This window comes from Caballeronia sp. KNU42 (assembly GCF_053760385.1).
The window spans coordinates 1,784,899-1,810,032 of sequence record NZ_CM132388.1 but is presented as its reverse complement, the minus strand read 5'-3'; the positions used below and the strand labels follow the sequence as shown (position 1 = coordinate 1,810,032).

The following is a 25,134-nucleotide window of genomic DNA, read 5'->3' as shown; positions in this document are numbered from 1 at the left end:
GGACGGCGGCAATGTCGCTGCGAGATCACGGCAACGTCAAGGTTGGGCGTACGTAATACGGTAGATGGCGCCCGCGTAGTCGTCGCTGACGAGAAGTGAGCCGTCGGGCATTGGCAGGACATCGGCGGGACGGCCCCAGACCTGCTCTTTTGGTTGGAGCCAGCCTTGGGCGAACGGCTCCATGCGCGGTTTCTCGCCATTCGCACCCAGCACGATCCTTACTACGCGATACCCCACCTTGGTGCTGCGGTTCCACGACCCGTGTTCCGCGATGAACACGTTGTTCTTATAGTCGGCGGGGAACATCGTGCCTGTATAGAAGCGCATGCCAAGCGACGCCACGTGTGCGCCCAGCTTGACCACGGGCGGCGCGAATCCGGAGCACGGATGGCCGGCGCCAAATTCAGGGTCCACAACGTCACCGCCGTGACAGTAGGGGAAACCGAAGTCCATGCCGGCTTTGGGTGCGCGGTTGAGCTTGTCGTCGGGGATATCGTCGCCAAGCATGTCGCGGCCGTTGTCGGTGAACCAGAGTTCTTTCGTCTGCGGATTCCAGTCGAAGCCGACCGTATTGCGCACGCCGTTCGCAAACACTTCGTAGTCGGTGCCGTCCGGGTTCATCCTGGCGATCAGTGCGTACCGCTTGCGATCCGGATTGCAGACATTGCACGGCGCGCCGGTCGGCACATACAGTTTACCGTCCGGGCCGAACGCGATGAATTTCCAGCCGTGGTGCCGGTCAGAAGGCAGTTTGTCGGTAACCACCACAGCCTTGGGCGGCGCGTCGAGGTGATCGTCGATGTCGTCGAAGCGCAGGATGCGGGAGATCGCGGAGACATACAGCGCGCCGTTGTGGAACGCCACGCCCGCGGGCTCGTCCAGACCTGACGCGATCACATGTTTCGCCGTCACGCGTCCGTCCTTCAGCTCGAGCGCGTAGACGTGTCCGTCGAGACTTCCGGCGTAAAGTACGCCTTTAGGCGACAAAACCATGGCGCGGGCGCTCGGGACGTCGTCGGAGAGAACAGCGATGCTGAAGCCCGGTGGCAACTTGATCTGATCGATCGGCAGCGCCGCGTGGACACCGCACGCGGCAAACGAACCGACCAGCAGAATGAGAAAATTCGTCACTAAAAGGAGCGAGCGCGCCGAACGCGAGAAACCTCGAGCGAACGCACTCGCCCGCCTCGAATTGTCGCCAGGGAAAGCTTTACAGGTCAAAGTCATGAGCGAGTCCAAATCCGTCTCCCTAAAATGACACTTCACGTTGCTCTGCGAAGTCTTGAAAAACCCGCTTTGCGCCGCGTCAGCACGGGCGATAGCCGCCGGAATGACCCGCCGCAGACCACGTGACATCTTGATTAATCGACGCAAGTGTTTGTTAAGGCTCCGTTTTGCCGCTATAATCGCGTGTTTTGGTAGTTCCGAACCCCGGTTTTCAAGGATTTCAGCATGGTTATCATCCGCTTGGCTCGTGGCGGCTCCAAGAAGCGCCCGTTTTACAACATCGTTGCAACCGATTCGCGTAGCCGCCGTGATGGCCGCTTCATCGAACGCGTGGGTTTTTACAACCCGGTCGCGACCAAAGGCGAATCGCTGCGTATCGCCCAGGATCGCCTGACGTACTGGCAAGACAATGGCGCGCAGTTGTCGGCTACCGTTGCACGCCTGGTCAAGCAATCGCAACAAGCTCAGCCGGCTGCTTAAGTGCGCTTGCTGCAGTCGATCGCTCGGATACTTGTGATCCGATCGATTCCAGCTGCTGAGGTCCGCGGGAGATTGGCTCATGTCGACGCGTGATTCAGCTTCAGACTCAGGTTTGAAAGCCGCACGTGGCGAAAAACCTGAGCCGAACGAAGCCACGTTTGGCGCGTTTGTCAGTAAGCCGGCAGCGCGTCGCGTGGCTGTCGACGCTTCAGGTAGCGCAGGATCGATCGAGCCCGTAGAAAGTTTGCCCGATGACGCCATTGAAGTGGGTGCGATCGTCGACGCTTACGGACTGAAGGGCTGGGTCAAGATTGCGCCGCACGCGCACGCGGGTCATGGCGGTGACGCAATGCTCGCGGCAAAGCGCTGGTGGCTGGTCAAGGGAAACGAGCGCAAGGCAGTTCGGTGCTTGCAGTCCAAAGTGCATAGCGACACGGTCGTCGCGCACTTTGCCGGCTGCGATGATCGCGACACGGCCTATGCGTTGCGCGGTCACAGCATTCATGTGTTGCGCAGCGACTTTCCGAAACTGACTGGCGATGACGAATTCTACTGGGTCGATCTGATCGGCCTGGATGTCGTGAATGACGCGGACGTGGCTTTAGGCCAGGTCGCGAGCATGATCGACAACGGCGCGCACTCCATCATGCGCGTGGAATTTCCGACTACGGGCAAGGACGGTTCACCCGCTACTGGCGAACGGCTGATTCCGTTCGTTGGCGTATATGTCAAATCGGTGGATCAGACGGCGCGCAGGATTGTCGTCGACTGGGACGCTGACTATTGACGCGTTAAATTGATTCAAAGATCACTGCAAGGAGAGAGCGATGCAGTTTGACGTCGTGACGCTCTTTCCCGAGATGTTTCGCGCGCTGACCGATTGGGGTATTACCAGCCGGGCGGTCAAGCAGGAGCGGTTTGGTCTTCGCACGTGGAATCCTCGCGATTTCACCACGGACAATTATCGAACCATCGATGATCGCCCGTACGGCGGCGGCCCCGGCATGGTCATGCTGGCAAGGCCTCTGGAAGATGCAATTGCGGCTGCGAAAGCGGCGCAGGCGGAGCAGGGCATTGGCGGATCGCGTGTGGTGATGATGTCGCCGCAAGGGAAAACGCTGAATCATAAGCGCGTGATGCAATTCGCTCAGGAGCCGGGTCTCGTCGTGCTGTGCGGCCGTTACGAAGCCATCGACCAGCGCTTGATCGATCGCGTGGTCGACGAAGAAGTGAGTCTCGGCGACTTCGTGTTGTCGGGCGGCGAGTTGCCGGCCATGGCGCTCATGGACGCCGTGGTGCGCCAGTTGCCCGGCGTGCTGAACGACTCGCAGTCGGCTGTGCAGGACAGTTTCGTCGATGTGCTGCTCGATTGCCCGCACTACACACGCCCGGAAGAATACGGCGGTGTGCGGGTTCCGGATGTGCTGCTTGGCGGCCATCACAAGGAAATCGAGGCGTGGCGCCGGCGTGAAGCGCTAAAGAATACGCAGCAAAAGCGGCCTGATCTGATAGAAAAGGCGCGCAAGGCTAAAATGTTGAGCCGTGTCGATGAGGCATGGCTTGCAAGTCTCGCCAAGGAACGATCGAAAGCGCAGTAGGCTTTGGAAGGCAAATACAAGGCGAGACGAAAGGGTGGCGCCAGGCTTGTGAATTCAAGCGGGCGCCAGATGTGAACCCATCCTCTACCGGGGCCACTCATAATGGCAAACAACTCCGGCAAGATGGCTCCAGGAGTCAGTAATGAATCTGATTGAACAGCTTGAGAAAGAAGAAATCGCGCGCGCACTCGGCGAGAAATCGATTCCCGCATTCGCCCCCGGCGATACGGTGATCGTTAGCGTCAACGTAGTCGAAGGTACGCGCAAGCGTGTCCAGGCTTACGAAGGCGTTGTGATCTCGAAGCGCAACCGTGGTTTGAACTCGAATTTCATCGTCCGCAAGATTTCGTCGGGCGAAGGCGTCGAGCGTACGTTCCAGACCTACTCGCCGCTGCTGGCGAGCATTGTCGTGAAGCGTCGTGGTGACGTGCGTCGTGCGAAGCTGTACTACCTGCGCGAGCGTTCGGGCAAGTCGGCTCGGATCAAGGAAAAGCTCGTGTCGAAAGACCGTGCTGCTGCAAAGGCGCAATAAACTGCACCGATGCTGCACTGGGAAAAGCACCTTCGCGGGTGCTTTTTTCTTTGGTGTGGTCAAATCACGTGTTGCCTCGTCTTGCGCTCCACTCGGGTCTTATTTGCGTCCCGATCGCAACGATTTTTCAAAATCAGAATCAGAACCAGACCTAAACCTGGATCCACCCGAGAACTAAACGCCCCTCGTGTCTCCGACCAAGCTGTCGACTCCCCGAATCCTCCAGCCTGAGATCTTGCCAATCGAATCGATCGGCGAAGATCTGGCGCCTGTGCGTGGCGAGCTCCTGACGCCGGCAGGACTGCGCGCACGGTTCAAGCAGACGCTCGACTGGACCCCGGACGCGCGCGATGACAGGATCAAGGCGCTGGGTGGCGATCCACGGGTGGCATCGGTGCTGATTGCACTGGTCTTGCGGGAGACCGGGTTGACCGTGCTGCTCACTCAGCGCGCGGAGCATCTTTCGGATCACGCGGGGCAAATCAGTTTCCCGGGGGGACGTCGCGAACCGGAAGACCTCGACGCCGCCGCGACCGCGCTTCGCGAAGCGCAGGAGGAAGTGGGCCTCGCGGCGAAGCATGTGGAAGTGCTGGGTGAGTTGCCCGAGTATCTGACGGGCACGGGTTTTCGCGTGACGCCGGTCGTGGCGCTGGTGCATCCCCCGTTCGAACTGCACGCCGATACCCTCGAAGTCGCCGATATCTTCGAAGTCCCGCTCGCCTTTCTCATGAACCCGGCCAACCATCAGGTCCGCGTGTTCCGCTGGGAAGGCGGGGAGCGTCGTTTTTTTGCGATGCCTTTTTCGCCTGCCGAGAATGTGGCTCCGTATTTCATCTGGGGCGCAACGGCGGGTATGTTACGCAATTTCTATCGCTTCCTCGCGGCTTGACGGCCAGCTTACAGAGGCACGGCTAACGATACGGCCGATGTGTCCCTCTGGCGTGCACAGTGCTGTGCTATCTTTACAAGAAATTCGTAAAACTCGAAGGTCTCGGCGCATCGCATGACTTTTTTCTCTGTATTGCTGGCTCTCATCATCGAGCAGTTGCGCGCGCTCTCGCCGCAGAATCCCATTTCGGCGTTGCTTCAGTATCATGCGGAATCCGCGGCTCATGGCTTCGATGCCGGCAAGCAGCGGCACGGCGTGCTCGCGTGGCTAGTGGTCGTGGTACCGTGGACATTGGGCGTCGGGCTTGTCTATTACGTGCTCTATCGCATCAACTTCGCGCTGGCGTTCCTGTGGAACGTCGTGATCGTGTATTTCACGTTGGGCTTTCGGCAGTTCAGCCACTATTTCACCGACATCCATCTCGCGCTGAACAACGACGACATACCTCGCGCTCGCGAGGTTCTCAACGAATGGACCGGCATCGATACGCTCGATATGCCCGTCAGCGAGATCGTCCGGCATACGCTGGTTCATGCGGTCGTGGCGTCGCATCGGCACGTGTTCGGCGTGTTCTTCTGGTTCTTGATTCCGATCGGACCGGCGGGCGCGGTGTTTTATCGGATCGCGGAGTATCTGGCGAGGTCATGGGTCCAGCCGACCGATGAACGCACGCCGGCGTTCTCCACCTTCGCACAGCGGGCGTTCTTTTTCATCGATTGGGTGCCGGCGCGGTTGACCGCGTTGGGCTTCGCGATCGTTGGAAATTTCGAGGACGCGATCTATGCGTGGCGCAATCACGCGCGGCAATGGCCCGATGCCAACGAGGGGGTTCTGCTTGCGGCCGGGAGCGGGGCGCTGGGGGCTCGGTTGGCGGGGCCGCTGGCGGAGCCGCTGAGCATCGATGCGCTGGCTGTCGGCGACGCCAGTCCGCTGCCCGTTGGCGATGATTGCACGCCCAGGACGCTTCAATCTGCAGTGGGTTTGGTCTGGCGTGCCGTGATTCTCTGGATGCTGTTGCTGCTCATGCTCAGCATCGCGGTGTGGCTGGCCTGAAGAGGGCGTCCCGCAGGCTTAGTCATCGTTTAGCGGATCTCTTTCTGTCCCACATTGCCAGCACACGGTGAATTGCGCTTCCAGCGCTTCACCGCATTGCTGGCAGCGCCATCCCCGCGCGTTGGTTGCCGGACCGCTTCGGGCGCGCTCCAGGATGCCGGTCGCCAAACCCTCGTCGCGATCATCCAGTATCCAGATCTCAGGCGAGCATTGCTCGGCCGGAATCTCGCCCATCGCACCGCTCAAATAACGGTTGTGCAACTCGCAGGCTATCCCCGCTGTCACGAGCACATTCACCCAGTGATGCGCTGTAATCAGGTTCGGAGCCCGCGTCAGTTTCTTCATCCCGTCGCAATCTGTTTTAGATGACGCTGCCGATCATCGAACAATCTGGCTGGCTTCATGCACCAGTTGCGCATACAACTGATGCCGCGCCGGCTTGATCTTGCCTTCCGCCAAAGCTTCGAGAATCGCGCAGCCGGGCTCATGCAGATGCCTGCAATTATAGAAGCGGCACTTGCCGAGGAACGGCCGGAAGTCCGCGAACGAGCGCTCCAGTTGTCCCTCGGACAAGTGATGCAGCCCAAACTCCTGGAACCCCGGCGAGTCGATCAGCGATCCGCCGCCCGGCAGCGGATACAGCCGCGTGAACGTGGTCGTGTGCCGGCCGCTGTTCAATGCCTTCGATATCTCCCGCGTCGCGACTTCGGCGTTCGGCACGAGGATGTTCACGATCGTCGATTTACCCATGCCCGATTGCCCAAGCAGCAAGGTGGCACGGTCGGCCAGACGCGCATCGAGTTCTTCATGCACGCGCTCAGGCGCCGCCTTCGCCGATAACTCCACCACCGTGTACCCAAGCTCCCGGTACAGCGCCAGCCGCTTGCGAGCGACCGCCAGTGGTCCTTCCATATCGATCTTGTTCAGCACGATCAGAGGTTCGAGGCCATGCGCCTCGGCGGCGATCAGCGCGCGCCCGAGCAAGTCCTCGCTGAAATGCGGCTCGGTGCCGAGCACGATCATCAATTGATCGAGATTGGCGGCGAAGAGCTTCGACTTGAACTGGTCGGATCGATACAGGAGGTTGCGGCGCTCGCCAATCTCGACGATCACCCCTTGATCCGCCGATGACTGCTCGTAACTCACCCGGTCGCCGACCGCTATCTCGCTGCGTTTGCCACGCGGGAAGCATTGGAGCATCGCGCTGCCGTCGGCGGGAGCGACCAGATAATGCCGCCCGTGCGCGGCAATGACCTTTCCTTCGATGCGCGCGTTCGTCGCTTTCTTTGAGTTAACCGGCCTCATGCGGCGAACTGCATCAAGCGCTCGATGCGCTGCGATGCAGGCGGATGCGATGCATAAAACGCCGAATAGAGCGGATCGGGTGTAAGCGTGGACGCGTTGTCCTCATACAGCTTGACCAGCGCGTTGACGAGATCGCGCGGATCGGTCTGGCTCGCGGCGAATGCATCGGCTTCGAATTCATGTTTGCGCGAGCTCAGGCTGCCCAACGGCGTCACGAAGAACATGAAGACAGGCAACGCCAGCATGAACAGCACGAGCGCGAGGCCGTTGTTGTTCCCCAGCAGCGATGGCCGCACGCCAAGTCCTTCGTAGAACCACACGCATTGCGCGAGCCAGCCGAGCAGCGCAAGCATCACGAGGCTGAGCACGAACGTGACGATCAGGCGTTTGATCACATGACGTCGCTTGAAGTGGCCAAGCTCATGCGCCAATACCGCTTCGATCTCGTTGCCGGAGAGCCGGGCGAGCAGGGTATCGAAGAAAACGATCCGCTTCGCTGCGCCGAAACCCGTGAAATACGCGTTGCCGTGCGCCGAACGGCGGCTGCCGTCCATCACGAACAAACCCTTCGCGGCGAAGCCCGTACGCGACATCAGGTTCTCGATGCGCACCCGCAACGCTTCGTCTTTCAGGGGTTCGAACTTGTTGAACATCGGCGCGATAAACGTGGGGTACAGGATCAGCACGAGCATCTGGAACGCGACCAGCAGCACCCACGCCCACAGCCACCACAAAGCGCCGGCCTGGTTCATCAGCCACAGCGTCACGAACAGCACCGGCAAGCCGATTGCCGCGCCCAGCACGACACCTTTCACCAGATCGAGGAAAAAGAGTTTTTTCGTCATCCGGTTGAAGCCGAATTTCTCTTCGATCACAAAGTGCCGGATATAGTCGAACGGCAGGTCCACCACGCCGGTGATGGCCACCACGATAGCCACCAGCGCCATTTGCCCGACATAACCGCGGCCGAGCCAGTCCGTGACTGCCAGTTCGATCTGCTGGATGCCGCCAAGCAATGTGAGCGCGATCAGGAGCGCGGCGCTGATCACGACCTCGACCATGGTCAGGCGCGTGCGCTCGACGGTGTAATCGGCGGCGCGCTGATGGGCGGCGAGCGGAATGGTCTGCAGGAATTGCGGCGGCACATCCTTGCGATGCGCGGCGACGTGCCGGATCTGGCGCGACGCCAGCCACAGCTTGGTGCCGACCATGCCGACCAGTGCCACGACGAACACGATCGAGAAGGCGAGATTGAAATTGGACATCAGCGGAAACCCGATTGATTTAAGCGCGATTGAATTATGCGAGAATTATAGGTTCTTGGCCGTCGCCGCGCGCGGTCTGTGTTGGATATCTCAACCCGCGCCTGGTAAGGCGTGAAACCCGCGCGAAACCCGCTTGAAACCCCTCTCAGGTTGCCCTCATATGGCCGATTCCGTGCTCGATCCCGCTTCTTCCGCAAGCTCCTCCGACCTCGTTCGTAGCGACATGAATCTCGTGTGGCTCGACATGGAGATGACGGGTCTCGAACCCGATACCGACCGCATTATCGAAATTGCGGTGGTGGTGACGAATTCGACGCTCGACAGGCTGGTGGAAGGGCCGGTTCTGGCGATTCACCAGGACGAAACGGCGCTGGGCAAGATGGACGAGTGGAATCGCAACACGCACGGCCGGTCGGGGCTGACGGAGCGCGTGCGGGCGTCGACGGTGGATGAAGCAGAAGCCACGCGGCAAATCCGCGAATTCCTCGGCCAATATGTGCCGCCGGGCAAGTCGCCCATGTGCGGCAATTCCATCTGTCAGGACCGGCGTTTCATGGCGCGCTGGATGCCCGAACTGGAAACGTTTTTCCACTATCGCAACCTCGACGTCAGCACGCTCAAGGAGTTGTGCCGCCGCTGGCAGCCGGCCATCTACAAGGGTTTTCAGAAGCGCGCGATGCACACGGCGCTCGCCGATATCCACGAATCCATCGACGAGCTCAAGTACTACCGCGAGCATTTCCTGATCCCGTCGGCAGCGGGGAATGTCACGCCGGTTTAAGCGTGCAGAGGGTCAGGATTTTGGCGGCCGGATAGCGTTTTTCGGCCTGAACGCGGCCACCACTTCCGGCCGCGTTTCGATGTACGGACCGCCGATCAGATCGATGCAATAAGGCACAGCGGCAAAAATGCCCGGCACGCTGGATTTACCGTCCGCGTCGCGTAATCCTTCCAGCGTTTCGCGGATCGATTTCGGCTGCCCGGGCAAATTCACGATCAGCGCCGCGTGATCCGGTGTCTCGCGGATCACAGCCACTTGCCGCGACAAAATGGCGGTCGGGACGAAATTCAGGCTGATCTGGCGCATCTGTTCGCCGAAACCGGGCATTGGCTTCGTGGCGACCGCGAGCGTAGCTTCCGGCGTCACGTCGCGACGCGATGGGCCCGTGCCGCCGGTGGTCAGGATCAGGTCACAGCCGGTTTCATCGACGAGTTCGATCAGGGTTGCCGAGATGGTCGCGGCGTCGTCCTGGATCAGCCGGGTTTCAGCGCGCCAGGGTGAGCTCAGTGCACCCGTGAGCCACTCCTGCAGCGACGGAATGCCCTTGTCCTCATACACGCCCTGCGAAGCCCGGTCGCTGATCGACACCAGGCCGATCAGCAATTCGTCCGGGTGGTTACGCTTTGTAGCCATCGTCGTCTTCTCGTTCGGGGAATTCGACGCCTTCGTCTTCGGCTTCACCTTCGTTCAGGCTCTCGTCTTCCTCGTCTTCCACGCCTGCCGCGCTCTTGATCCATTGGAACAGTTCGCGGAAGTAGCGCGGCGGTTTCGCCTGTTCGCGTTCCTTGCGGGCGTTGCGGATCAGCGTGCGGCCTTCTTGCGGGTCGACGCCGGGATGCTGGCGGATGAAATCGGTGAGGGCGGCGTCATCGGCGAGAAGTTTTTCGCGGGTGCGTTCGATCCAGTGCAGCTTGGCTGTTTCCGCCCGGTTCACGCCGCGATATGAATCCAGCGCAGTGCGCAGCGCGGCCGTTTCCTCGTCAGTCAGCGAGCGCATGACGCGCCCGACATACTGCAACTGCCGGCGTTTGCCTTCGTGGTCGGTAATGCGGCGGGCGTCGCGGACGGCGTCGTCGAGCTTTTCCGGCATCGGCATGCGCTTGAGCGCGTCTTTCGGCAGTTCGATCAGCGTGACGCCCAGCACTTGCAGCGCGAGCATGTCGCGTTTGAGCTGGGATTTGCTGGGACGGTCGTAGCCGTGCTCGCTGCCGTCCTGTTCGGAGGCCTCGGCCGGGTTTATCGGTTGCGTGCGGGTTTTACGGTTCATCCCGCTATTGTAACTTGGGAGGGGAGGCCGTTCGCACTCGGGGTTTGGTTTGGTGGGGTTTGGGTGGGGCGGCCGGGATTGGTCGGGTTGGTGCCGGGTTGCCAGGTTCCTGCGGTAGCGGTCGGGGTCTATGCCGGGTTGCTGCTGCTTGGCTTGGCGGTCTGCGTGAGTGAGCTATTTTCTTTATCACTATTAGCCACTGCGCGTGGCGGCGCGTCATTTCTTTGTCCAAAGCGACAAAGAAACGAAGCAAAGAAAGCGCTTTCAAAACGCGGGCTCATAAGTTGACCTAGCGTGCAGTTTCCACGTTTTTGGCACCCCAAAAGCACGGTGCTCGCCAGAGCGACGGATGTGTGAACCCCTCCTTCTCCGAACACGGATACCCACACGCTTCGCCACCAGTGACTGAACCTGCCCATGGAGCACTCCGCGCTATCCGCGGACAACCATCCACCGAATTTGTACGTACGTCGAACCACGTCGCCAACCCGCCTCGAAACGAGGCCGCGAACATGCGTGAGGCCGTACCCAACGAATGTAACCCCGCCGATCATGCCGAGCATGCCGGCCAAGCAGCTAACCCATGAAAAGCCCCTGCCGCAGAAACGCGTAGGGCCGTGCGGGTTTCTTGGCAAGCGTGCTTGCCCGAGAGCGTACGGGGCGAAGCGTGTGCGTGTAAGAATTCGCGAGAAGGAGGGGTTCAAACATCCGTCGTTCTTGCGAGCACCGTGCTTTTGGGGTGCCGCAAACGCAAAAACTGCACGCTAGGTCAACTTACGAGCCCTCGTTTTGAAAGCGCTTTCTTTGCTTCGTTTCTTTGTCGCTTTGGACAAAGAAATGACGCGCCGCCACGCGCAGTGGCTAATAGTGGCAAAAAAATGAGCCAACTCAAGCAGACCACTAAGGCCGAAAGCAGCAGCCCGGCATTGACCCAGACCGCCACCGCAGGAACCTGGCAACCCGGCATTGACCCAGACCGCCACCGCAGGAACCTGGCAACCTGAGCACTGACCCCGACCGCTACCCCCTGAACTTGCAACCAAGTACCACCCCCAACCCCTCACAACCTCAAACCCCGTCCACCGGTGCGAACGAACAAACCCGTGCCGGACTTGCTATCATCGTGCGATGGTCGCAAACCAGTCACACAGCCGCATTCAAGTGCACAGCGGGGGCTAACCCTTCCCGTCGCCACGACCAACAACGTGAACACGCTCGACACGTCGGGCACCCACAGGCAGACATAAAATGGCAGCAGACATGGACGTCAGGCAACGCTTTTTCCCGCACACCCAGGACGAGCTGAAGGAAATCGCGTCCGACATCCTGCGGCATGCAAAGGAGCTCGGCGCCACCGATTCCGCCACCGAGATCTCCGAAGGCGACGGCCTCTCAGTCAGCGTGCGCCGCGGCGAAGTCGAAACCATCGAGCACAATCGCGACAAGATGGTCGGCGTGACGGTGTTTATCGGCAATAAACGCGGCAATGCCAGCACCTCGGACTTCACGCGCGCAGCGCTGAAAGACACCGTCGCTGCCGCCTACAACATCGCGCGTTTCACAGCCGAAGACAGCGCTGCGGGACTCGCCGAAGAAGATCTGCTCGAAAAAGCCCCGCTGGATCTCGATCTCTACCACCCGTGGGACATCGACGCCGAAGAAGCCGCCGATCTCGCCCGTCGAGCCGAAGACGCCGCCTTCGCAGTCGATAAACGCATCCAGAACTCCGAAGGCGCAAGCGTCTCGGCGCAGCACTCCCAGTTCGTGCTGGCGACATCGCGCGGGTTCATGGGCGGTTATCCGTTCTCGCGCCATTACGTGGCATGTGCGCCTATCGCGGGTTCCGGCCGCGACATGCAGCGCGACGACTGGTACACATCGAAACGCAACGCCGCCGATCTCGCCGAACCGGAAGCCATCGGCCGGTACGCCGCGCATCGCGCGCTTGCCCGCATGGGCGCACGCGGGCTGGACACGCGCAAATGCCGCGTGATGTTCGAAGCGCCGCTGGCAGCCGGGATCCTGGGCGCATTCGTGCAAGCGGTCAGTGGCGGCGCGCTGTATAGAAAAACGACGTTTCTCGTCGACAGCCTCGGCAAACCCGTGTTCGCGCCGCATATCCAGGTGCTCGAAGATCCGCACGTGAAGGGCGGCATGGGCAGCGCGCCTTTCGACGAAGAAGGCGTGCGCACGCAACGCCGCAACGTCGTGGAAGACGGGGTGGTGCAAGGCTATTTCCTGTCGACGTACTCGGCTCGCAAGCTGGGCATGAAAACGACGGGCAACGCGGGCGGCTCGCATAATCTGTCGCTGCGCAGCTCGCTCACGAAACCCGGCGATGACTTCGAGGAAATGCTCAGGAAGCTGGGCACGGGCCTGCTGCTGACGGAACTGATGGGGCAGGGCGTGAACTACGTCACAGGCGACTATTCGCGCGGCGCATCCGGCTTCTGGGTGGAGAACGGCAAGATCCAGTATCCGGTTGAAGAGATCACGGTCGCCAGCACGCTTCAGGAGATGTTCCGGCACATCGAAGCCATCGGCGCAGATACGGTCGTGCGTGGCAACAAGGAAATTGGCTCCGTGCTGATCGAAAAGATGACGATCGCGGGGCAATAAAAGAATCCGGGGAAGTGAAAAAGCCCTGACTCGTCAGGGCTTTTTCAATGGAAACGCGTAATGGGCTAAGCCGTGCGCCGCTCGTAAACCACGAACGAATAATCGAAATCATTCGGCGCTGCCGCGTGATGCGTCTCCCGCGAAACCTCTTTCCAGACGGCTGCGTCGGGTGCATCGAGGGAAATGTCGCCGGGGAAATCGGCATCGATCTCGGTCAGGATCAGCTTGTGCGCGAGCGGCCACCCTTCGCGAAACAACTCCGCGCCACCGATCAGGAATATCTCACCGGCGTGATCCCGTGCGGCCAGTTCCAGCGCATTGGCAAGCCGGGTCACCGTATCGCAGCCGTCGAAGCGGCGCTGGGCATCGCGCGTCACGACTATATTGCGCCGTCCCGGCAAGACCCGTCCGATGGACTCATGCGTCTTGCGCCCCATCACGATAGGCGCGCCCATCGTCGTGCGTTTGAAGAACGCGAGGTCTTCGGGCAAGCGCCAGGGCAATTGGTTGTTGCGCCCGATCACGCCATTACGCGCGCGGGCGACGATCAGGGTCAGCGTCGTCATGGTGGGGATATCCGTATCCGGCTTCGAGACAAATCAAGCCGCAGATTCTACCCGACGACCAACGCCTGACGCCCGGCGCCGCGAGCTTTCTCACCCCGCGTCCGCGCCGTTCCCCATCGATGCGCCGCGCAGTCCATGCTGGACCATCAGCCTGTACAACGTCACCCGCGAAATCCCCAATTCCGCCGCTGCCTCGCTGAGCTTGTGCCGATGCCGCAGCAACGTCAGCTCGATCGCGCGCTTCTCGGCGGCGTCGCGAGCAGCGGCCAGCGTGGTCGATTCAATGCCCGTGCAGTGACCAAGCCCGAGATCGTCGGCGGTGATCAGCTTGTTCTCCGCCATCACGATCGCGCGCCGCACGCGGTTGATCATCTCGCGGACGTTGCCGGTCCAGGCGTAGCTATACATCGCTTCGATCGCCGACGGCGCAAAGCCGATGATCTTGCGTCTGCCGTCGCTCCTGAACTTGTGCAGCACGTGCAGCGCGAGAATTTCGATGTCCTTGCCGCGCGCCCGCAGCGGCGGCTCGTCCACGCGCAGCACGCACAGCCGGTGGAACAGATCGGTACGAAACCGGCCACTGGCCATGGCGGCTTCCAGGTCGATGTGGGTCGCGGAAATGATGCGCACGTTGACGGCGACAGGGTCGCGCCCGCCCAGCCGGTCGATCTTGCGTTCCTCCAGGAACCGCAGAAGGTGCACCTGGCTGTCGAGCGGCAGGTCGCCGATTTCATCGAGGAAGAGCGTGCCGCCGTCGGCTTCTTCCACCCGGCCGATCTTGCGCTGGTTCGCGCCCGTGAACGCACCGCGCTCGTAGCCGAACAGTTCGGACTGGATCAGTTCATTGCCGATCGCGCCGCAATTGATCGCGACGAATGGACCCTTGCGGCGCGGCGAGCGTTCGTGGATCGCCACGGCCGTCAATTCCTTGCCGGTCCCAGATTCGCCGGTGATGAACACGTTGGCGTCGGTGTTCGCGATTTTGCGGATGGTGCGAAAGAGCTGCTGCATGGCCTCACAGGTGCCGACCATCTGCTCGTCGCCGAACACGACCGGGGTCTCGGCCAGATCGATGTCGCCGAGGCTGACCATGCCGTACGCGTGATCGACGAGGTAACCGATAGTCGAGTTCGAGAACGGGCCCTTCACGAAGTCGAAGCAGAAGTGCCGGATCAAGTGGCAGACGACCGGGTCCGCGAGGTGGTTATCGTCAGTGAGGGCAATCCAGCCGGCCCGCTGATGCCGCAGCGCGGGTTCGAGCGCGGCGAGCTCGCGCGCCGAAAAGCTGGTCATATCGACAATACCGGCTACCGGCGTGTCCGTCTTCAGCACGTTGGCCTGGGTGGCGAGCGTCCCCGCCGATACCTTCCAGCCAAGGCCCTTCAAATACGCGACCAGCGCCTGATCTGGCTCCTGGGCAATGTAGAGAAGGTTGCGCACGGCTGATGCCGCGTGGGGCGCCGGCGCGATCGGGAGGCTCGACACCTCGGCGCGATCAGCTGTGATCGAGTCGACAGTGGGGCGGGCGCCCATCGGCGTTAATGGCGTCGGTGCGCTTTTACCCGACACGGGTGCGGAGACGGGGACGGATTCGAGCACAAGCGATCTCCTTTTTGCAACAGGCGCAAGCGGCGTCCTGGCGGACACAGCCATGCAGCGCGCTGTCGACCCGTGTAGCCGTCGGGCGGGACGCTGCTTGAATCCCGGATAAGCCCACTGCCTTACTCGCGAAATTACGCGGCACCGCTACTCTGGCTATTCGCTGGGCAATACGCAAGTGTCCTACTGTCCGACGTGTCGTTCAAATCCTGTTATCTGCGATGTTGCGTAGCTGCGTCGCGCTTGTCGCGGTCCTCGCGGTCCGTGCGGTCGTTCTTCAGCCAACCTGCTCGGCACGGGTTTGCAATTCCGGCTACGGCGTCCGCTGGGTTCCGGTGCTCGCGACGTCCCCCGGCGCGGAGCGCGTGGCTGCATCGACGGGAATGGGAGCGCGCACTGGCGGCGCGACCTCGTCCCAAAGCGTGACGTTGGTGGTGTGCGCGGCGACGGGCGACTCCGCCCTCGTCGCCGTGACTTTTTCTAGCGCGCCGTCGGCCCGCACCGGAAGCGGCGCCGACGCAATCGGTTGAACCGATGCGTGCTGCTCCGTTCCGATTGCAGGATTAACAACAATGTGCTCGTTCGATGCCGCTTCGCCAGCGCCGGTGCTTCCAATTTTTCTTTCCATAAAAATGGCTGGCGGATTTTGCCTGGTCGTGGATGTTTCATATTCGGACACTACTGGCCGAGGCATGGGCTGGATCACCCGATCGTCATTTGCGGTATTTTGCGCGCAAACGTTGGCGGGTGAGCTGCCCAGTACGAACCACGCAGCACTAATGGCGGCAACCTTAAGTCGGGTCGCAGTATTTTCTCGTTTGACGACGTAGCCGGTGCTTTCCATGGCGGTCTCCTGATTCATTGGCATTTAGCGAAACATATGCCATGGCACGCATTGCGTTGCGGGTATTGGGTTGGCGGCAAGCCAACTGAAAAATAGAATCAGAAAAGAGACGAAAACGTTTCACCATTGAAACGATAGAGGGTTAACGGCCATTTTTATCGGAAATTGCGTAAATCTTATTGTCTTATTTAAACTATTTGCAAACTGCTTATTAAAACCGTGCCTCGTTGTTGAAATGCACAGTAACCCTGCTTCAGGAGGGGTTCGCGGGCATTGTTGCGGATATTTGTTTTCGAAGTATTCGCTTTATAGTAGTCTCTCAAAAACAGCATCTGAAACAAAACAGGTTCGCATAGAACCACGCGACAGTACTCGTCGCTTCCGGGGTTTCACCGTTTGCAGTTTCCCGAATGACCGTTCGCTTGGGGCATGCGAGTCTTCGACGTCTGCAGCGTGGTTGAGGGCAATTACCGGCGCGACCTTTTCAACGACCGTTGACGAAAGGATCAGAACAATGGAAGTCGCTCGGCGGCAACTAATCTACGTGACTCGTGACCCGAGCGCGCCGTTGTGCGCTCGGTTTGAGGAGAGGGGCTGGCACATAGAGGTGGTATCGAACGCAAAGGACGCTCGCAGGTGGCTTCGTAACGACTTGGCAACGGGTGGCTTGCTGGATCTGTCAAGCAGCTTTGAAGCACACGAACTCGCGGCGCTCGAAGCGTCGCTGACGCTGACCAATGTCGGCTGGGTGGCGGCCACTGTCACGGGGCAGCTTGAAGACGCAGCCGTGCGCCGGCTGATTCGCGACTACTGCTTCGACTACGTCACGTTACCTACATCGAATGATCGGGTTGTAGATGCTGTCGGCCATGCCTATGGCATGGTGGCGCTGCACGAGAACGCGTCGAACGATGCGCGCGATGGCCGCGCCGAAGGCGAGATGGTCGGTTCGTGCGACGCCATGCTCGCGTTGTTCCGCTCCATCCGCAAGGTCGCCATGACCGACGCGCCCGTGTTCATCTCGGGTGAATCGGGCACAGGCAAAGAACTCACTGCAGTCGCCATTCACGAACGTTCAGTACGGCGGGAGCAGCCGTTCGTCGCCATCAATTGCGGCGCGATTCCCGCTCACCTGTTGCAATCGGAACTGTTCGGGTACGAACGCGGTGCGTTTACCGGCGCGAATCAACGCAAGATCGGCCGCGTGGAAGCGGCTAACGGCGGCACGCTGTTCCTCGATGAAATCGGCGACTTGCCCCTCGAAAGCCAGGCAAGCCTGTTGCGTTTCCTGCAGGAGCGCAAGGTCGAACGGCTGGGCGGACATGGATCGACCCCGGTGGATGTGCGCATCATTTCGGCCACCCACGTGGATATGCAGACGGCCATGATCGAAGGGCGGTTCCGCGCCGACCTGTATCACCGTCTGTGCGTGCTGCAAATCGATGAACCGCCGCTGCGGGCGCGTGGCAAGGACATCGAGTTGCTCGCCAAGCACATGCTCGACCGTTTCAAGAAGGACGCGAGCCGGCGTCTGCGCGGTTTCGCGCCCGATGCCATTGCGGCAATTCATAACTATGGCTGGCCGGGTAATGTGCGTGAGCTGATCAATCGCGTGCGCCGCGCCATCGTGATGTCGGAAGGGCGTCAGATCAGTGCGCGTGATCTCGAGCTCGGCGAGTATGTCGAAGTGGCGCCGGTGTCGCTGGCGCAGGCACGGGAGGCTGCGGAACGGCAGGCTATCGAACTCGCTTTGCTGCGTCATCGCGGCCGTCTTGGCGACGCCGCGCAGGAACTCGGTATTTCGCGAGTGACGCTGTACCGCCTTCTGAGCGCGCATGGCATGCGCCACATTGAAGTCGATGCACCGACGGAGCACGTTACTCGCGGCTAAGGGCCGCGTGTGGCGGCCGGCCATCGGTCGTCAAGGTCTCTCTCTGTTTGGTTTGTTCAATCGCGGCGTTCAGTGGAACGCCGCGAGCTCTCGTGTTTGTCCTTCGCGTTTATCCCTCGCATTTGCCCCTCCCACGACGCCTTTGCTCCTCGCCCTCCGGCGCTTGGTAAAATCATGGTTTGATTTTATCGGCGGCTGCGTTTCCCCGCTGCGTTTCCCCGATTTCCCGCGTTTTCCATGGCTGGAAGAATCTGGCGCGAGAGTGCGCCGCAGGCCCGCGGGAATGTTCTGCCAGAATAGCGACACGTCCTCTTTATACGAACGACCCATCCTCATGATCCAGTACCAAGAACTGCTCAAAGACATTCTCGAACGCGGCGCTCGCAAGATGGACCGGACGGGCACGGGGACGATCAGCACGTTTGGCCGTCAATTGCGTTTCGATCTGGCGCAGGGGTTTCCGATCGTCACGACCAAGCGCATTCACATGAAGAGCGTGGTCTATGAGCTGCTGTGGTTCCTGAACGGCGATACCAACATCAAGTATCTGAACGACAACGGCGTGACCATCTGGGACGAATGGGCCGATGAAAACGGCAATCTCGGTCCGGTGTACGGCCATCAATGGCGCTTCTGGCCAAAGAGCGATGGCACGATGGTCGATCAGGTGAGCGCGCTCGTGCATCAGATCAAGACGCGGCCCAACTCACGGCGGCTGATGCTGACGGCCTTGAACGTGGCGGATTTCCCGGACGAGTCCATGTCGCCTGTCGATAACGCCCGTGCCGGAAGGATGGCGCTCGCGCCGTGCCATTGCCTCGCGCAGTTCTACGTGAACGAAGGCAAGCTGAGCTGCCTGCTGTATTGCCGCAGTCAGGACGTGTTCCTGGGTACGCCGTTCAATATTGCGAGTTATGCGTTGCTCACGCACATGCTCGCTCAGCAATGCGATCTGCAGGTAGGCGAGTTAGTCTGGACCGGCGGTGATTGCCATATCTACCTGAACCATCTGGAGCAGGTGGATCTGCAATTGAGCCGTGAGCCTTATCCGCTGCCGAAGCTCGAACTGGCGAGAAAGCCCGCGTCCATCTTCGATTACAAATACGAAGACTTCGTGATCGAAGGGTATCAATATCATCCGGGCATCAAGGCGCCAATCGCGGTTTAGAACGGCTTTGCGTGTCCCGGCTTCGGATGCCTGAAGTCGGGACGCGCGCCTGTCAAAACATCAAGGCGTAACGATGTTGAACATCGGGTCGAAGCGGTCGAGCATACTGAACAGCTCAACCACCTTCTGACTATTGCCGCTGACCTTGCCCGCGTCAGATTGCTGTTGCTGGCCGCCCATCAACAGCCTGGCGAAATCACCCTTGCTCATGCTGAGCGTAGCGTCGGGGTTTGCCAGCGTGACGCCCTCGGTGTAGATCAGCACCGAATTGCGCAACTCGATACCGTACTTCACGCCGTCGCCGAGATCCCAGTTGATGACCGTGTGCTTGCCGTCCGCCTTCGGACCGTTGAGCCGGATGCCCATGAAATCAAGCAGCAAATCGGGGCTCATTGCAGCGATTGCGTCTGGCGTCGCCGTGTTGACCCCCTTCACCTTCGGTACGCCGTTGCGCAGTTCGAACGCGCCCATCAGGTACTCATTGCGCCAGGTCGGGTTCTCGGTCTGATAGCCCAACTGCTCGAGCGCGTCCGCCTCCAGATCGCGTGCGGCCTTGTTCGATGGATCCGCGAACACGACCTTGTTCATCACGGTCGCCACCCATCGGTAATCGCCCTTGTCGAAGGATTGCCTGGCCTTCGTCATCACGGCGTCGGCGCCGCCCATGAACTCCACGAAACGCTTTGATTCCTCTTCCGGCGGATACGGATGCAGGTTGGCCGGGTTCGAGTCATACCAGCCGAGATAGCGCTGGTAGACCGCCTTCGCGTCGTGATTGACCGAGCCGTAATAGCCGCGGTTGTACCACTTCTTGCCGATGCCGTCGGGCAACTGAATCTGCTCGGCAATCTCGGTCATGGTGTAGCCGGAGTTGGCAAGCCGCAAAGATTGATCGTGGAGATACTTGAACATGTCGCGCTGATCCGCCATGTAGGCCACGATTTTCGGCTGACCCCAGGTCGGCCAGTGATGCTGCGAAATCACCACGTCCGTGCGGTCGCCGTAGCGAAGGATCGCTTCGTTGAGCGTTTTCCACCAGTTGGCTGCATCGCGCACTTGCGCGCCGCGCAACGTGTACAGGTTGTGGAGCGTGTGGGTGGTGTCCTCGGCGGTATCCAGCACCTTGAACTGCGGCATGTAGATCAGCATCTCGGACGGCGCTTCCGTGCTGGGGGCCATCTGGAATTCGAACTGGACACCGTCGATAGTACGGGTGTCGCCGGTTTTCTCCACCGTGTCGCTGGGGGGAATCAGGCCGAGATTGCCCGCCGACGTGGTCTTGCCAAGGCCCGCGTCGACCTGGCCGCGTGCGCTGGGCGGCAGCAGCGCGCCGTATTGGTATAGCGAGCGGCGGCCCATGGCGTTGCCGGCGAAGATGTTCTCGGCCACGGCTTCCTGCAGGAAGCCGGCCGGCGCGAGTACCTTGACCTTGCCGCTCTTGACGTCGGCTTCGTCGATCACGCCTCTCACGCCGCCGTAGTGGTCCGCGTGGCTGTGCGTGTAGATCACGGCGACCACCGGCTTCTTCGGCCGATGCTGGAAGTAGAGGTCCAGCGCTTGCCGCGCGGCTTCGCGTGTCACCAGCACGTCGATCAGGATGATGCCGGTATCGCCTTCAACAATCGTCATGTTGGCGAGGTCGAGTCCTCGCACCTGATACACCCGGTCTGTCACCTTGAAGAGCCCGTTGATCATGTTCAACTGCGCGATGCGCCACAGACTCGGATTGACTGTGTCCGGCGCCTCGCCCTTCAGGAAGCTGTATTTGTTCAGGTCCCAGCTCGTGCGGCCGTCGTCTGCCTTGAACGTGCCGCTCGCGATGGTGCCCATGAAGCCGCGTTGCGCGTCGTCGAAATCGGTTTTATCGGCAAAGGGGAGTTGCTGGTAGACCGCCAAGTTGCCTTGCCGGGTGATAGCGGTGGCGTCCTTGGCGGGCGTGATGGACGCGAGGGACGGGAGGGACGTGGCGGCGGTTTGCTGCGCGAGCGCGAAGGGCGTGGCAAGCAAGCTGAGAGCCGCGAGCGCGGTAAGCGTGAGCCGGTGCGGCGTTGCGATCATTATTATCTCCGTTGATAGGCCGTGGTTTTTTGCGTTGTTCAAGCCTGATTCGATGCAAGGTGCGGTACGGGCTTTGTGAAGGACTCCGTTACTACGCTTTTCTTTGATTCAAGTCATTTAATTCAATAAACTTTGTATTCCTAATAATATAGATTTGGAGTATTCCGTTGGAATTCGACAAACGGGTTGAGCTCGCGCCTTGAACACGGAAGCGAGCCAAAAACTTTACAGGTGAACCGATTTTGTAAGTGTCATATTTCGTCGGCACGCAGCCATAGCCATCCCATCCGGACGTTCAGTCGGAATGGCCATGGCTATGTTGTTCGGGCAGTGCTATCCGGCTTTATGCCCGTGCTTACCGCTACACGCCGCTAAGTACGGCGGCGAAATGCCGCTCGCCGGCGGGGGTGACCCGCATGACCCGTCGCTTGGCTGTCGTTTCAACCCAGCCGTGTTCAGTGCAGGCATCGAGAAACGCCGCGCCCAGCGCGCCGCCCAGATGCGGCCGGCGTTCGCTCCAGTCGATGCACGTGCAGGCGAATCGCCGGCGCCGTGCTTTCTGCGCCGTGAGGTCAATACCGAGACGCGAGAATTCATCGATTCCTCGGGGTGTTGCATCAAGCGCGGTGGGACCGGGCCGCTTCGAGCTGGCCGGCTCACCGCCTTGCGGGCTTTGCGCGCCAGGCACGACTTCCAGCCACTTCGATGTCAGCATGCGGTCGAACAGCCGCACAGCCAACTCACCCGCGAGATGGTCGTAACACGTCCGTGCATAGCGCATGTCGAGCGGCACGGCAGACGCCGGCCGCGGCGGCGGCCGATGCGCCTGCGCCGCTTCGCGCAGCGGCGCGCTGGCTTGCGCCAGATTAGCCAGCGCTTCGATCGCCATCGCGATATCGGGTGTTGCAATGCGGTAGTACCGATGCCGCCCGCTCACTTCGAGCGCCAGCAAGCCGCTCTCGACGAGCCGCGTGAAATGCCCGCTGGCGGCGGACGGTGAAATGCCGGCGATCATCGTGAGTTCGCCGGCAGGGCGGGCCGTGCCGTCCATCAGCGACCACAGCATGGCGGCGCGGCCGGGGTCGGCGAGCAGGGCGCCTATGCGTGACAAACCGGGGAACGGGCGGGCATCGTCGTGATCGAGGGTCATCGCAGCCTCCTTGGATTAACTCTACTTTAGCGGCTTCGCGCACTCGATGTTTCATCGAAACCTGAAGTATTGATGCAAGGCGGGAACGGATTGTGAGTGCTGCCTGACCCCCGCGCTAGAATGATGTTTCGCGTTGGGTGACGGCTGTGCAGGAGACTCTCATGGTAAAAATTTTGATGGCGACGCTGCTCGTGGCGGCGTGTGCGGGTTGTGCGGGAACGTCGGGCGGTTCGTCGTCAGCGGACGGGTCGAGCGGCATCACCATGTACGGGGTGATCGACCAGGGCATTTCCGTGCGCAAATAAGTGGCAAATAAGTGCCGGAGCGCGTCGAAGCGGGCGGCGGGCGTTTTTTTGAGACTCGTATAATTCGACAACTCCACTGACCAGGCAGGCCCCTTGGGTTTGCTCCATATCTACATGAATACTGCAGCGCCCGTTCCCCCATCCTCCGATGCTCCGATCACCGACCGGTCCGAAACCACGTTCCGTTTTCTAGCCGAACCGACCTCCGTCAATTTCGGCGGCAAGGTTCACGGCGGCGCGCTGATGAAGTGGATGGACGAGACGGCCTACGCGTGCGCCGCAGTCTGGTCCGGGCGCTATTGCGTGACCGTCAGCGTGGGCAATATCCGTTTTCGGCGGCCGATCCTGGTGGGCAACCTCGTCGAATTGCGCGCGCGCGTGGTGGCGACGGGGCGCACCAGCATGCATTTGCATATCTCGGTGCACGCGGGCGATCCGAAGAGCGGCGTGCTGCAACAGACCACGGACTGCCTGATGGTGTTCGTCGCCGTCGATGAAGAGGGCAAGCCGGTGCCGGTTCCGTCGTTCGTGCCGGTAACGGATGAGCAAAAGCGGTTGGCGAAATATGCGATGGACGTCAAGGACGCGTTGGACGCGATCGTGGAATTGAAGCCGGAAGAAGTGGCCGCCGGAAAGGTTTAAAAGCAATAACGCGCGCTGGCGGCAAGATCTGTCGACGCAGCGCGCCTCATTAATCACGGTGCTACTGACATCCAGATGATTAGCATCACTATAAATATGAATAAACTTTTACGTCCGCAAGTGGCGCACAAACCTGTACGCAGTCGCAGGACCGACTGACTCACGGTGCTGTTGAAATAAATAAATAAAACAAATAAGACGTTTCTCATTCATGAATGGTTGCGTTATCGGCATAGTTCGGCGCTGCGCGAAATGCCGCCGAGCGGCCCATACGCAAATACCCAACATGAAATGAGGAAACACCATGACCTGGACGGCCGGCTACAACAATTCGGTTGCCTATACGACCGGCTACTATCACGAACAGAGTCCGACTTTCCTGAATACCTGCCTGGCAATGCAGCGGGTATCGCCACCATCGCTTGAAAAATTCACCTATTGCGAGCTCGGATTCGGCCAGGGCCTGACGTCCCTGATCCTTGCGGCGACGCATCCGAACGGCGACTTCTACGCGTGCGATTTCAACCCGTTGCACGTACTCGGTGCTACGTCGATACGCGACGAAGCCCGCCTGTCGAATCTCACTTTGCTGGAGAACAGCTTCGGCGATCTTGCGCAAGGGAAGGTCGAGCTGCCCTTGTTCGACTACATCACCCTGCACGGCATCATCTCGTGGATATCCGATGAAACCCGCGCGCAGATCATGAGATTCCTGACGCGTTATTTGAAACCGGGCGGTGTCGTCCAGGTGAGCTACAACGCGATGGTAGGGTGCGCGCAGGTGCTGCCGCTGCAACGCTTGCTGATGCTGGGCGCCGGGGAAGGAGGTGACGCATGGACGAGGGCTTCCGGGCTCGCCAGGAAGATGGTGAATCTCGAAGCGTTGCACTTCAAGCGCAACCCGGATTCCCTGGGTCGGGTCGAGGGTTTTGGGAACCTGGAGGAGCGCTACCTCGTCCATGAGTATCTGCACGAGAAATGGACGCCGTTTTACTTCGCCGACATTGCGCACGAAATGGCCGAAGCGAAACTCAGCTTCGCCGGCAGCGCACGTTTCGCTCACATGTCACCCGTGGGATGGCTTGCGGAACAGCAGCGGCAGATGCTGGAGACGGTCACCGATCCCATCGAAGCAGAAGAGCTTCGCGATTACTTCGCGAACCGCGGGTTCCGCTCGGATATCTTCGTGCGTGGAAAAGCGCCTTTGAGTGATTTGCGCCTGCGCGAACAGGCCGAACAGATTCATTTGTGGGGTAATCCGGCCGTTCCGTACAAAACGGAGGTGACCCTGGAGCACGCTACGCTTACGCGCAGCGACGCCTCTCACAAACCGCTGTTTGATTTGTTGCACGGCGCGGAAATGACGCTGGCGCAGGTTTTCGATGCACCCGAGTTCGCCGGACTGACGCTCGACGCCATCATGAAGCTGCTGCGCTTGTCGTTAGCCGTTGGCGAAACATTAGTGCGCTACGGCGCGGCGCAGCCGCGAGAGGCGGCCGACCGGCTAAATGCCGCGTTGCTGGCGAGGGCGGAACAGGGTGAGGCCTCCGGGGCGCTGGCGTCTCCCCGGCTGGGCGGAGGTGCGGGTATCAGCGCACTGGATGGGATGATGCTTGCATCGCTGCATGCAAAAGCCGATCCGGTCAAAGCGCTCACCAGCGATATCGACGAATTGGTCGCACGCGTTTCACGCTCGCTGATTGCGACCGGGCTCAGGCTACAAGTGGGAGGCGCCGAGGTGCCGCCCGAAGAGACCACGACGCGCCTGCGTCATATCTTTGAGGATTCCGGCAAGAAACTGATTGCGCACTCGATCGAGCTCGGCTTCCTGAACGCGCAAAAAACATCAGGGCGAAAACCAGGCCGATAACCAGGCCGATAACCAGACGCAGCGG

General features: G+C 60.5%; 24 protein-coding genes. 13 read left to right on the top strand and 11 right to left on the bottom strand.

Annotated elements, in window-relative coordinates:
* Positions 1 to 36: 36 nt before the first annotated feature.
* A complete protein-coding gene (locus tag ACSOSP_RS08110) occupies positions 37 to 1,227 on the bottom strand; it encodes a PQQ-dependent sugar dehydrogenase (RefSeq protein WP_455310501.1) in 1,191 nt (396 codons plus the stop codon).
* 225 nt (positions 1,228 to 1,452) lie between these two features.
* On the opposite strand from ACSOSP_RS08110, the gene rpsP reads away from it, so the two are divergent.
* The 6 genes from rpsP to ACSOSP_RS08080 all read left to right on the top strand — a co-directional run bounded on the left by rpsP (position 1,453) and on the right by ACSOSP_RS08080 (position 5,779).
* Positions 1,453 to 1,707, top strand: a complete 255-nt coding sequence (rpsP, locus tag ACSOSP_RS08105) for a 30S ribosomal protein S16 (protein ID WP_455310500.1) — start codon at positions 1,453 to 1,455, stop codon at positions 1,705 to 1,707.
* 79 nt (positions 1,708 to 1,786) lie between these two features.
* Positions 1,787 to 2,494: a ribosome maturation factor RimM gene (gene rimM, locus ACSOSP_RS08100; protein WP_455310499.1), complete on the top strand. Its 708-nt coding sequence runs from the start codon at positions 1,787 to 1,789 to the stop codon at positions 2,492 to 2,494.
* A gap of 40 nt (positions 2,495 to 2,534) precedes the next feature.
* The gene (trmD, locus tag ACSOSP_RS08095) at positions 2,535 to 3,305 is read left to right on the top strand and encodes a tRNA (guanosine(37)-N1)-methyltransferase TrmD (RefSeq protein ID WP_455310498.1); all 771 of its coding nucleotides are present in this window, start codon (positions 2,535 to 2,537) and stop codon (positions 3,303 to 3,305) included.
* 142 nt (positions 3,306 to 3,447) lie between these two features.
* Positions 3,448 to 3,837 (top strand): 50S ribosomal protein L19, encoded by a 390-nt coding sequence (rplS, locus tag ACSOSP_RS08090; protein WP_031361024.1) that lies wholly within the window; start codon positions 3,448 to 3,450, stop codon positions 3,835 to 3,837.
* A 187-nt stretch (positions 3,838 to 4,024) separates the two neighbouring features.
* On the top strand, positions 4,025 to 4,726 hold the full coding sequence (locus tag ACSOSP_RS08085) for a CoA pyrophosphatase (protein ID WP_455310496.1): 702 nt from the start codon (positions 4,025 to 4,027) through the stop codon (positions 4,724 to 4,726).
* 114 nt (positions 4,727 to 4,840) lie between these two features.
* On the top strand, positions 4,841 to 5,779 hold the full coding sequence (locus ACSOSP_RS08080; protein ID WP_455310494.1) for a CobD/CbiB family protein: 939 nt from the start codon (positions 4,841 to 4,843) through the stop codon (positions 5,777 to 5,779).
* Between the two features lie 18 nt (positions 5,780 to 5,797).
* Here ACSOSP_RS08080 and ACSOSP_RS08075 read toward each other — a convergent pair whose 3' ends face one another.
* Genes ACSOSP_RS08075 through ACSOSP_RS08065 form a run of 3 tightly spaced genes read right to left on the bottom strand, consistent with a single transcriptional unit; the run spans position 5,798 to position 8,349 of the window.
* The gene (locus ACSOSP_RS08075) at positions 5,798 to 6,124 is read right to left on the bottom strand and encodes a putative signal transducing protein (RefSeq protein ID WP_455310493.1); all 327 of its coding nucleotides are present in this window, start codon (positions 6,122 to 6,124) and stop codon (positions 5,798 to 5,800) included.
* Positions 6,125 to 6,157: 33 nt separating this feature from the next.
* Positions 6,158 to 7,084, bottom strand: a complete 927-nt coding sequence (gene rsgA / locus ACSOSP_RS08070) for a ribosome small subunit-dependent GTPase A (RefSeq protein ID WP_455310492.1) — start codon at positions 7,082 to 7,084, stop codon at positions 6,158 to 6,160.
* On the bottom strand, positions 7,081 to 8,349 hold the full coding sequence (locus tag ACSOSP_RS08065; protein WP_455310491.1) for a M48 family metallopeptidase: 1,269 nt from the start codon (positions 8,347 to 8,349) through the stop codon (positions 7,081 to 7,083). The genes rsgA and ACSOSP_RS08065 overlap by 4 nt, the downstream gene beginning before the upstream one ends.
* A gap of 160 nt (positions 8,350 to 8,509) precedes the next feature.
* Between ACSOSP_RS08065 and orn the strand changes: the two genes are divergently transcribed.
* Positions 8,510 to 9,130: an oligoribonuclease gene (gene orn / locus ACSOSP_RS08060; protein ID WP_455310490.1), complete on the top strand. Its 621-nt coding sequence runs from the start codon at positions 8,510 to 8,512 to the stop codon at positions 9,128 to 9,130.
* Between the two features lie 12 nt (positions 9,131 to 9,142).
* Here orn and mog read toward each other — a convergent pair whose 3' ends face one another.
* Positions 9,143 to 9,763 carry a molybdopterin adenylyltransferase gene (gene mog / locus ACSOSP_RS08055; protein ID WP_455310489.1) on the bottom strand — a complete coding sequence of 207 codons (621 nt, stop codon included), beginning with the start codon at positions 9,761 to 9,763 and terminating at the stop codon, positions 9,143 to 9,145.
* Positions 9,747 to 10,397, bottom strand: a complete 651-nt coding sequence (gene yjgA, locus ACSOSP_RS08050; protein ID WP_455310488.1) for a ribosome biogenesis factor YjgA — start codon at positions 10,395 to 10,397, stop codon at positions 9,747 to 9,749. Before yjgA ends, mog begins: the two co-directional genes overlap by 17 nt.
* A gap of 1,248 nt (positions 10,398 to 11,645) precedes the next feature.
* Here yjgA and pmbA point away from each other — a divergent pair.
* Entirely contained in the window at positions 11,646 to 13,016 is a 1,371-nt protein-coding gene (gene pmbA, locus ACSOSP_RS08045) for a metalloprotease PmbA (protein WP_455310486.1), read from the top strand.
* Positions 13,017 to 13,081: 65 nt separating this feature from the next.
* Here pmbA and ACSOSP_RS08040 read toward each other — a convergent pair whose 3' ends face one another.
* The 3 genes from ACSOSP_RS08040 to ACSOSP_RS08030 form a co-directional block, all read right to left on the bottom strand.
* Positions 13,082 to 13,582 carry a dihydrofolate reductase gene (locus tag ACSOSP_RS08040; RefSeq protein WP_455310485.1) on the bottom strand — a complete coding sequence of 167 codons (501 nt, stop codon included), beginning with the start codon at positions 13,580 to 13,582 and terminating at the stop codon, positions 13,082 to 13,084.
* Between the two features lie 90 nt (positions 13,583 to 13,672).
* Positions 13,673 to 15,115 (bottom strand): sigma 54-interacting transcriptional regulator, encoded by a 1,443-nt coding sequence (locus ACSOSP_RS08035; protein ID WP_455310891.1) that lies wholly within the window; start codon positions 15,113 to 15,115, stop codon positions 13,673 to 13,675.
* Between the two features lie 379 nt (positions 15,116 to 15,494).
* Positions 15,495 to 16,025 carry a hypothetical protein gene (locus ACSOSP_RS08030; protein WP_455310484.1) on the bottom strand — a complete coding sequence of 177 codons (531 nt, stop codon included), beginning with the start codon at positions 16,023 to 16,025 and terminating at the stop codon, positions 15,495 to 15,497.
* 514 nt (positions 16,026 to 16,539) lie between these two features.
* On the opposite strand from ACSOSP_RS08030, the gene ACSOSP_RS08025 reads away from it, so the two are divergent.
* Together ACSOSP_RS08025 and ACSOSP_RS08020 are read left to right on the top strand one after the other, a co-directional pair.
* Positions 16,540 to 17,916: a sigma-54 dependent transcriptional regulator gene (locus tag ACSOSP_RS08025; RefSeq protein WP_158940049.1), complete on the top strand. Its 1,377-nt coding sequence runs from the start codon at positions 16,540 to 16,542 to the stop codon at positions 17,914 to 17,916.
* Positions 17,917 to 18,250: 334 nt separating this feature from the next.
* The gene (locus ACSOSP_RS08020) at positions 18,251 to 19,084 is read left to right on the top strand and encodes a thymidylate synthase (protein ID WP_455310483.1); all 834 of its coding nucleotides are present in this window, start codon (positions 18,251 to 18,253) and stop codon (positions 19,082 to 19,084) included.
* Between the two features lie 60 nt (positions 19,085 to 19,144).
* Here the strand turns inward: ACSOSP_RS08020 and ACSOSP_RS08015 are convergent, their stop codons facing one another.
* Both ACSOSP_RS08015 and ACSOSP_RS08010 read right to left on the bottom strand, forming a co-directional pair.
* Positions 19,145 to 21,142 (bottom strand): alkyl/aryl-sulfatase, encoded by a 1,998-nt coding sequence (locus tag ACSOSP_RS08015; protein ID WP_455310482.1) that lies wholly within the window; start codon positions 21,140 to 21,142, stop codon positions 19,145 to 19,147.
* A 361-nt stretch (positions 21,143 to 21,503) separates the two neighbouring features.
* Complete coding sequence (locus ACSOSP_RS08010; RefSeq protein WP_455310481.1) at positions 21,504 to 22,292, bottom strand: ArsR/SmtB family transcription factor; 789 nt, start codon at positions 22,290 to 22,292, stop codon at positions 21,504 to 21,506.
* A 161-nt stretch (positions 22,293 to 22,453) separates the two neighbouring features.
* Between ACSOSP_RS08010 and ACSOSP_RS08005 the strand changes: the two genes are divergently transcribed.
* From ACSOSP_RS08005 to ACSOSP_RS07995, 3 genes are all read left to right on the top strand, one after another.
* Entirely contained in the window at positions 22,454 to 22,597 is a 144-nt protein-coding gene (locus ACSOSP_RS08005) for a hypothetical protein (RefSeq protein ID WP_455310480.1), read from the top strand.
* Positions 22,598 to 22,711: 114 nt separating this feature from the next.
* Positions 22,712 to 23,239 (top strand): acyl-CoA thioesterase, encoded by a 528-nt coding sequence (locus ACSOSP_RS08000; protein ID WP_455310479.1) that lies wholly within the window; start codon positions 22,712 to 22,714, stop codon positions 23,237 to 23,239.
* Positions 23,240 to 23,543: 304 nt separating this feature from the next.
* Positions 23,544 to 25,109, top strand: a complete 1,566-nt coding sequence (locus ACSOSP_RS07995; RefSeq protein ID WP_455310477.1) for a class I SAM-dependent methyltransferase — start codon at positions 23,544 to 23,546, stop codon at positions 25,107 to 25,109.
* Positions 25,110 to 25,134 lie beyond the last annotated feature (25 nt).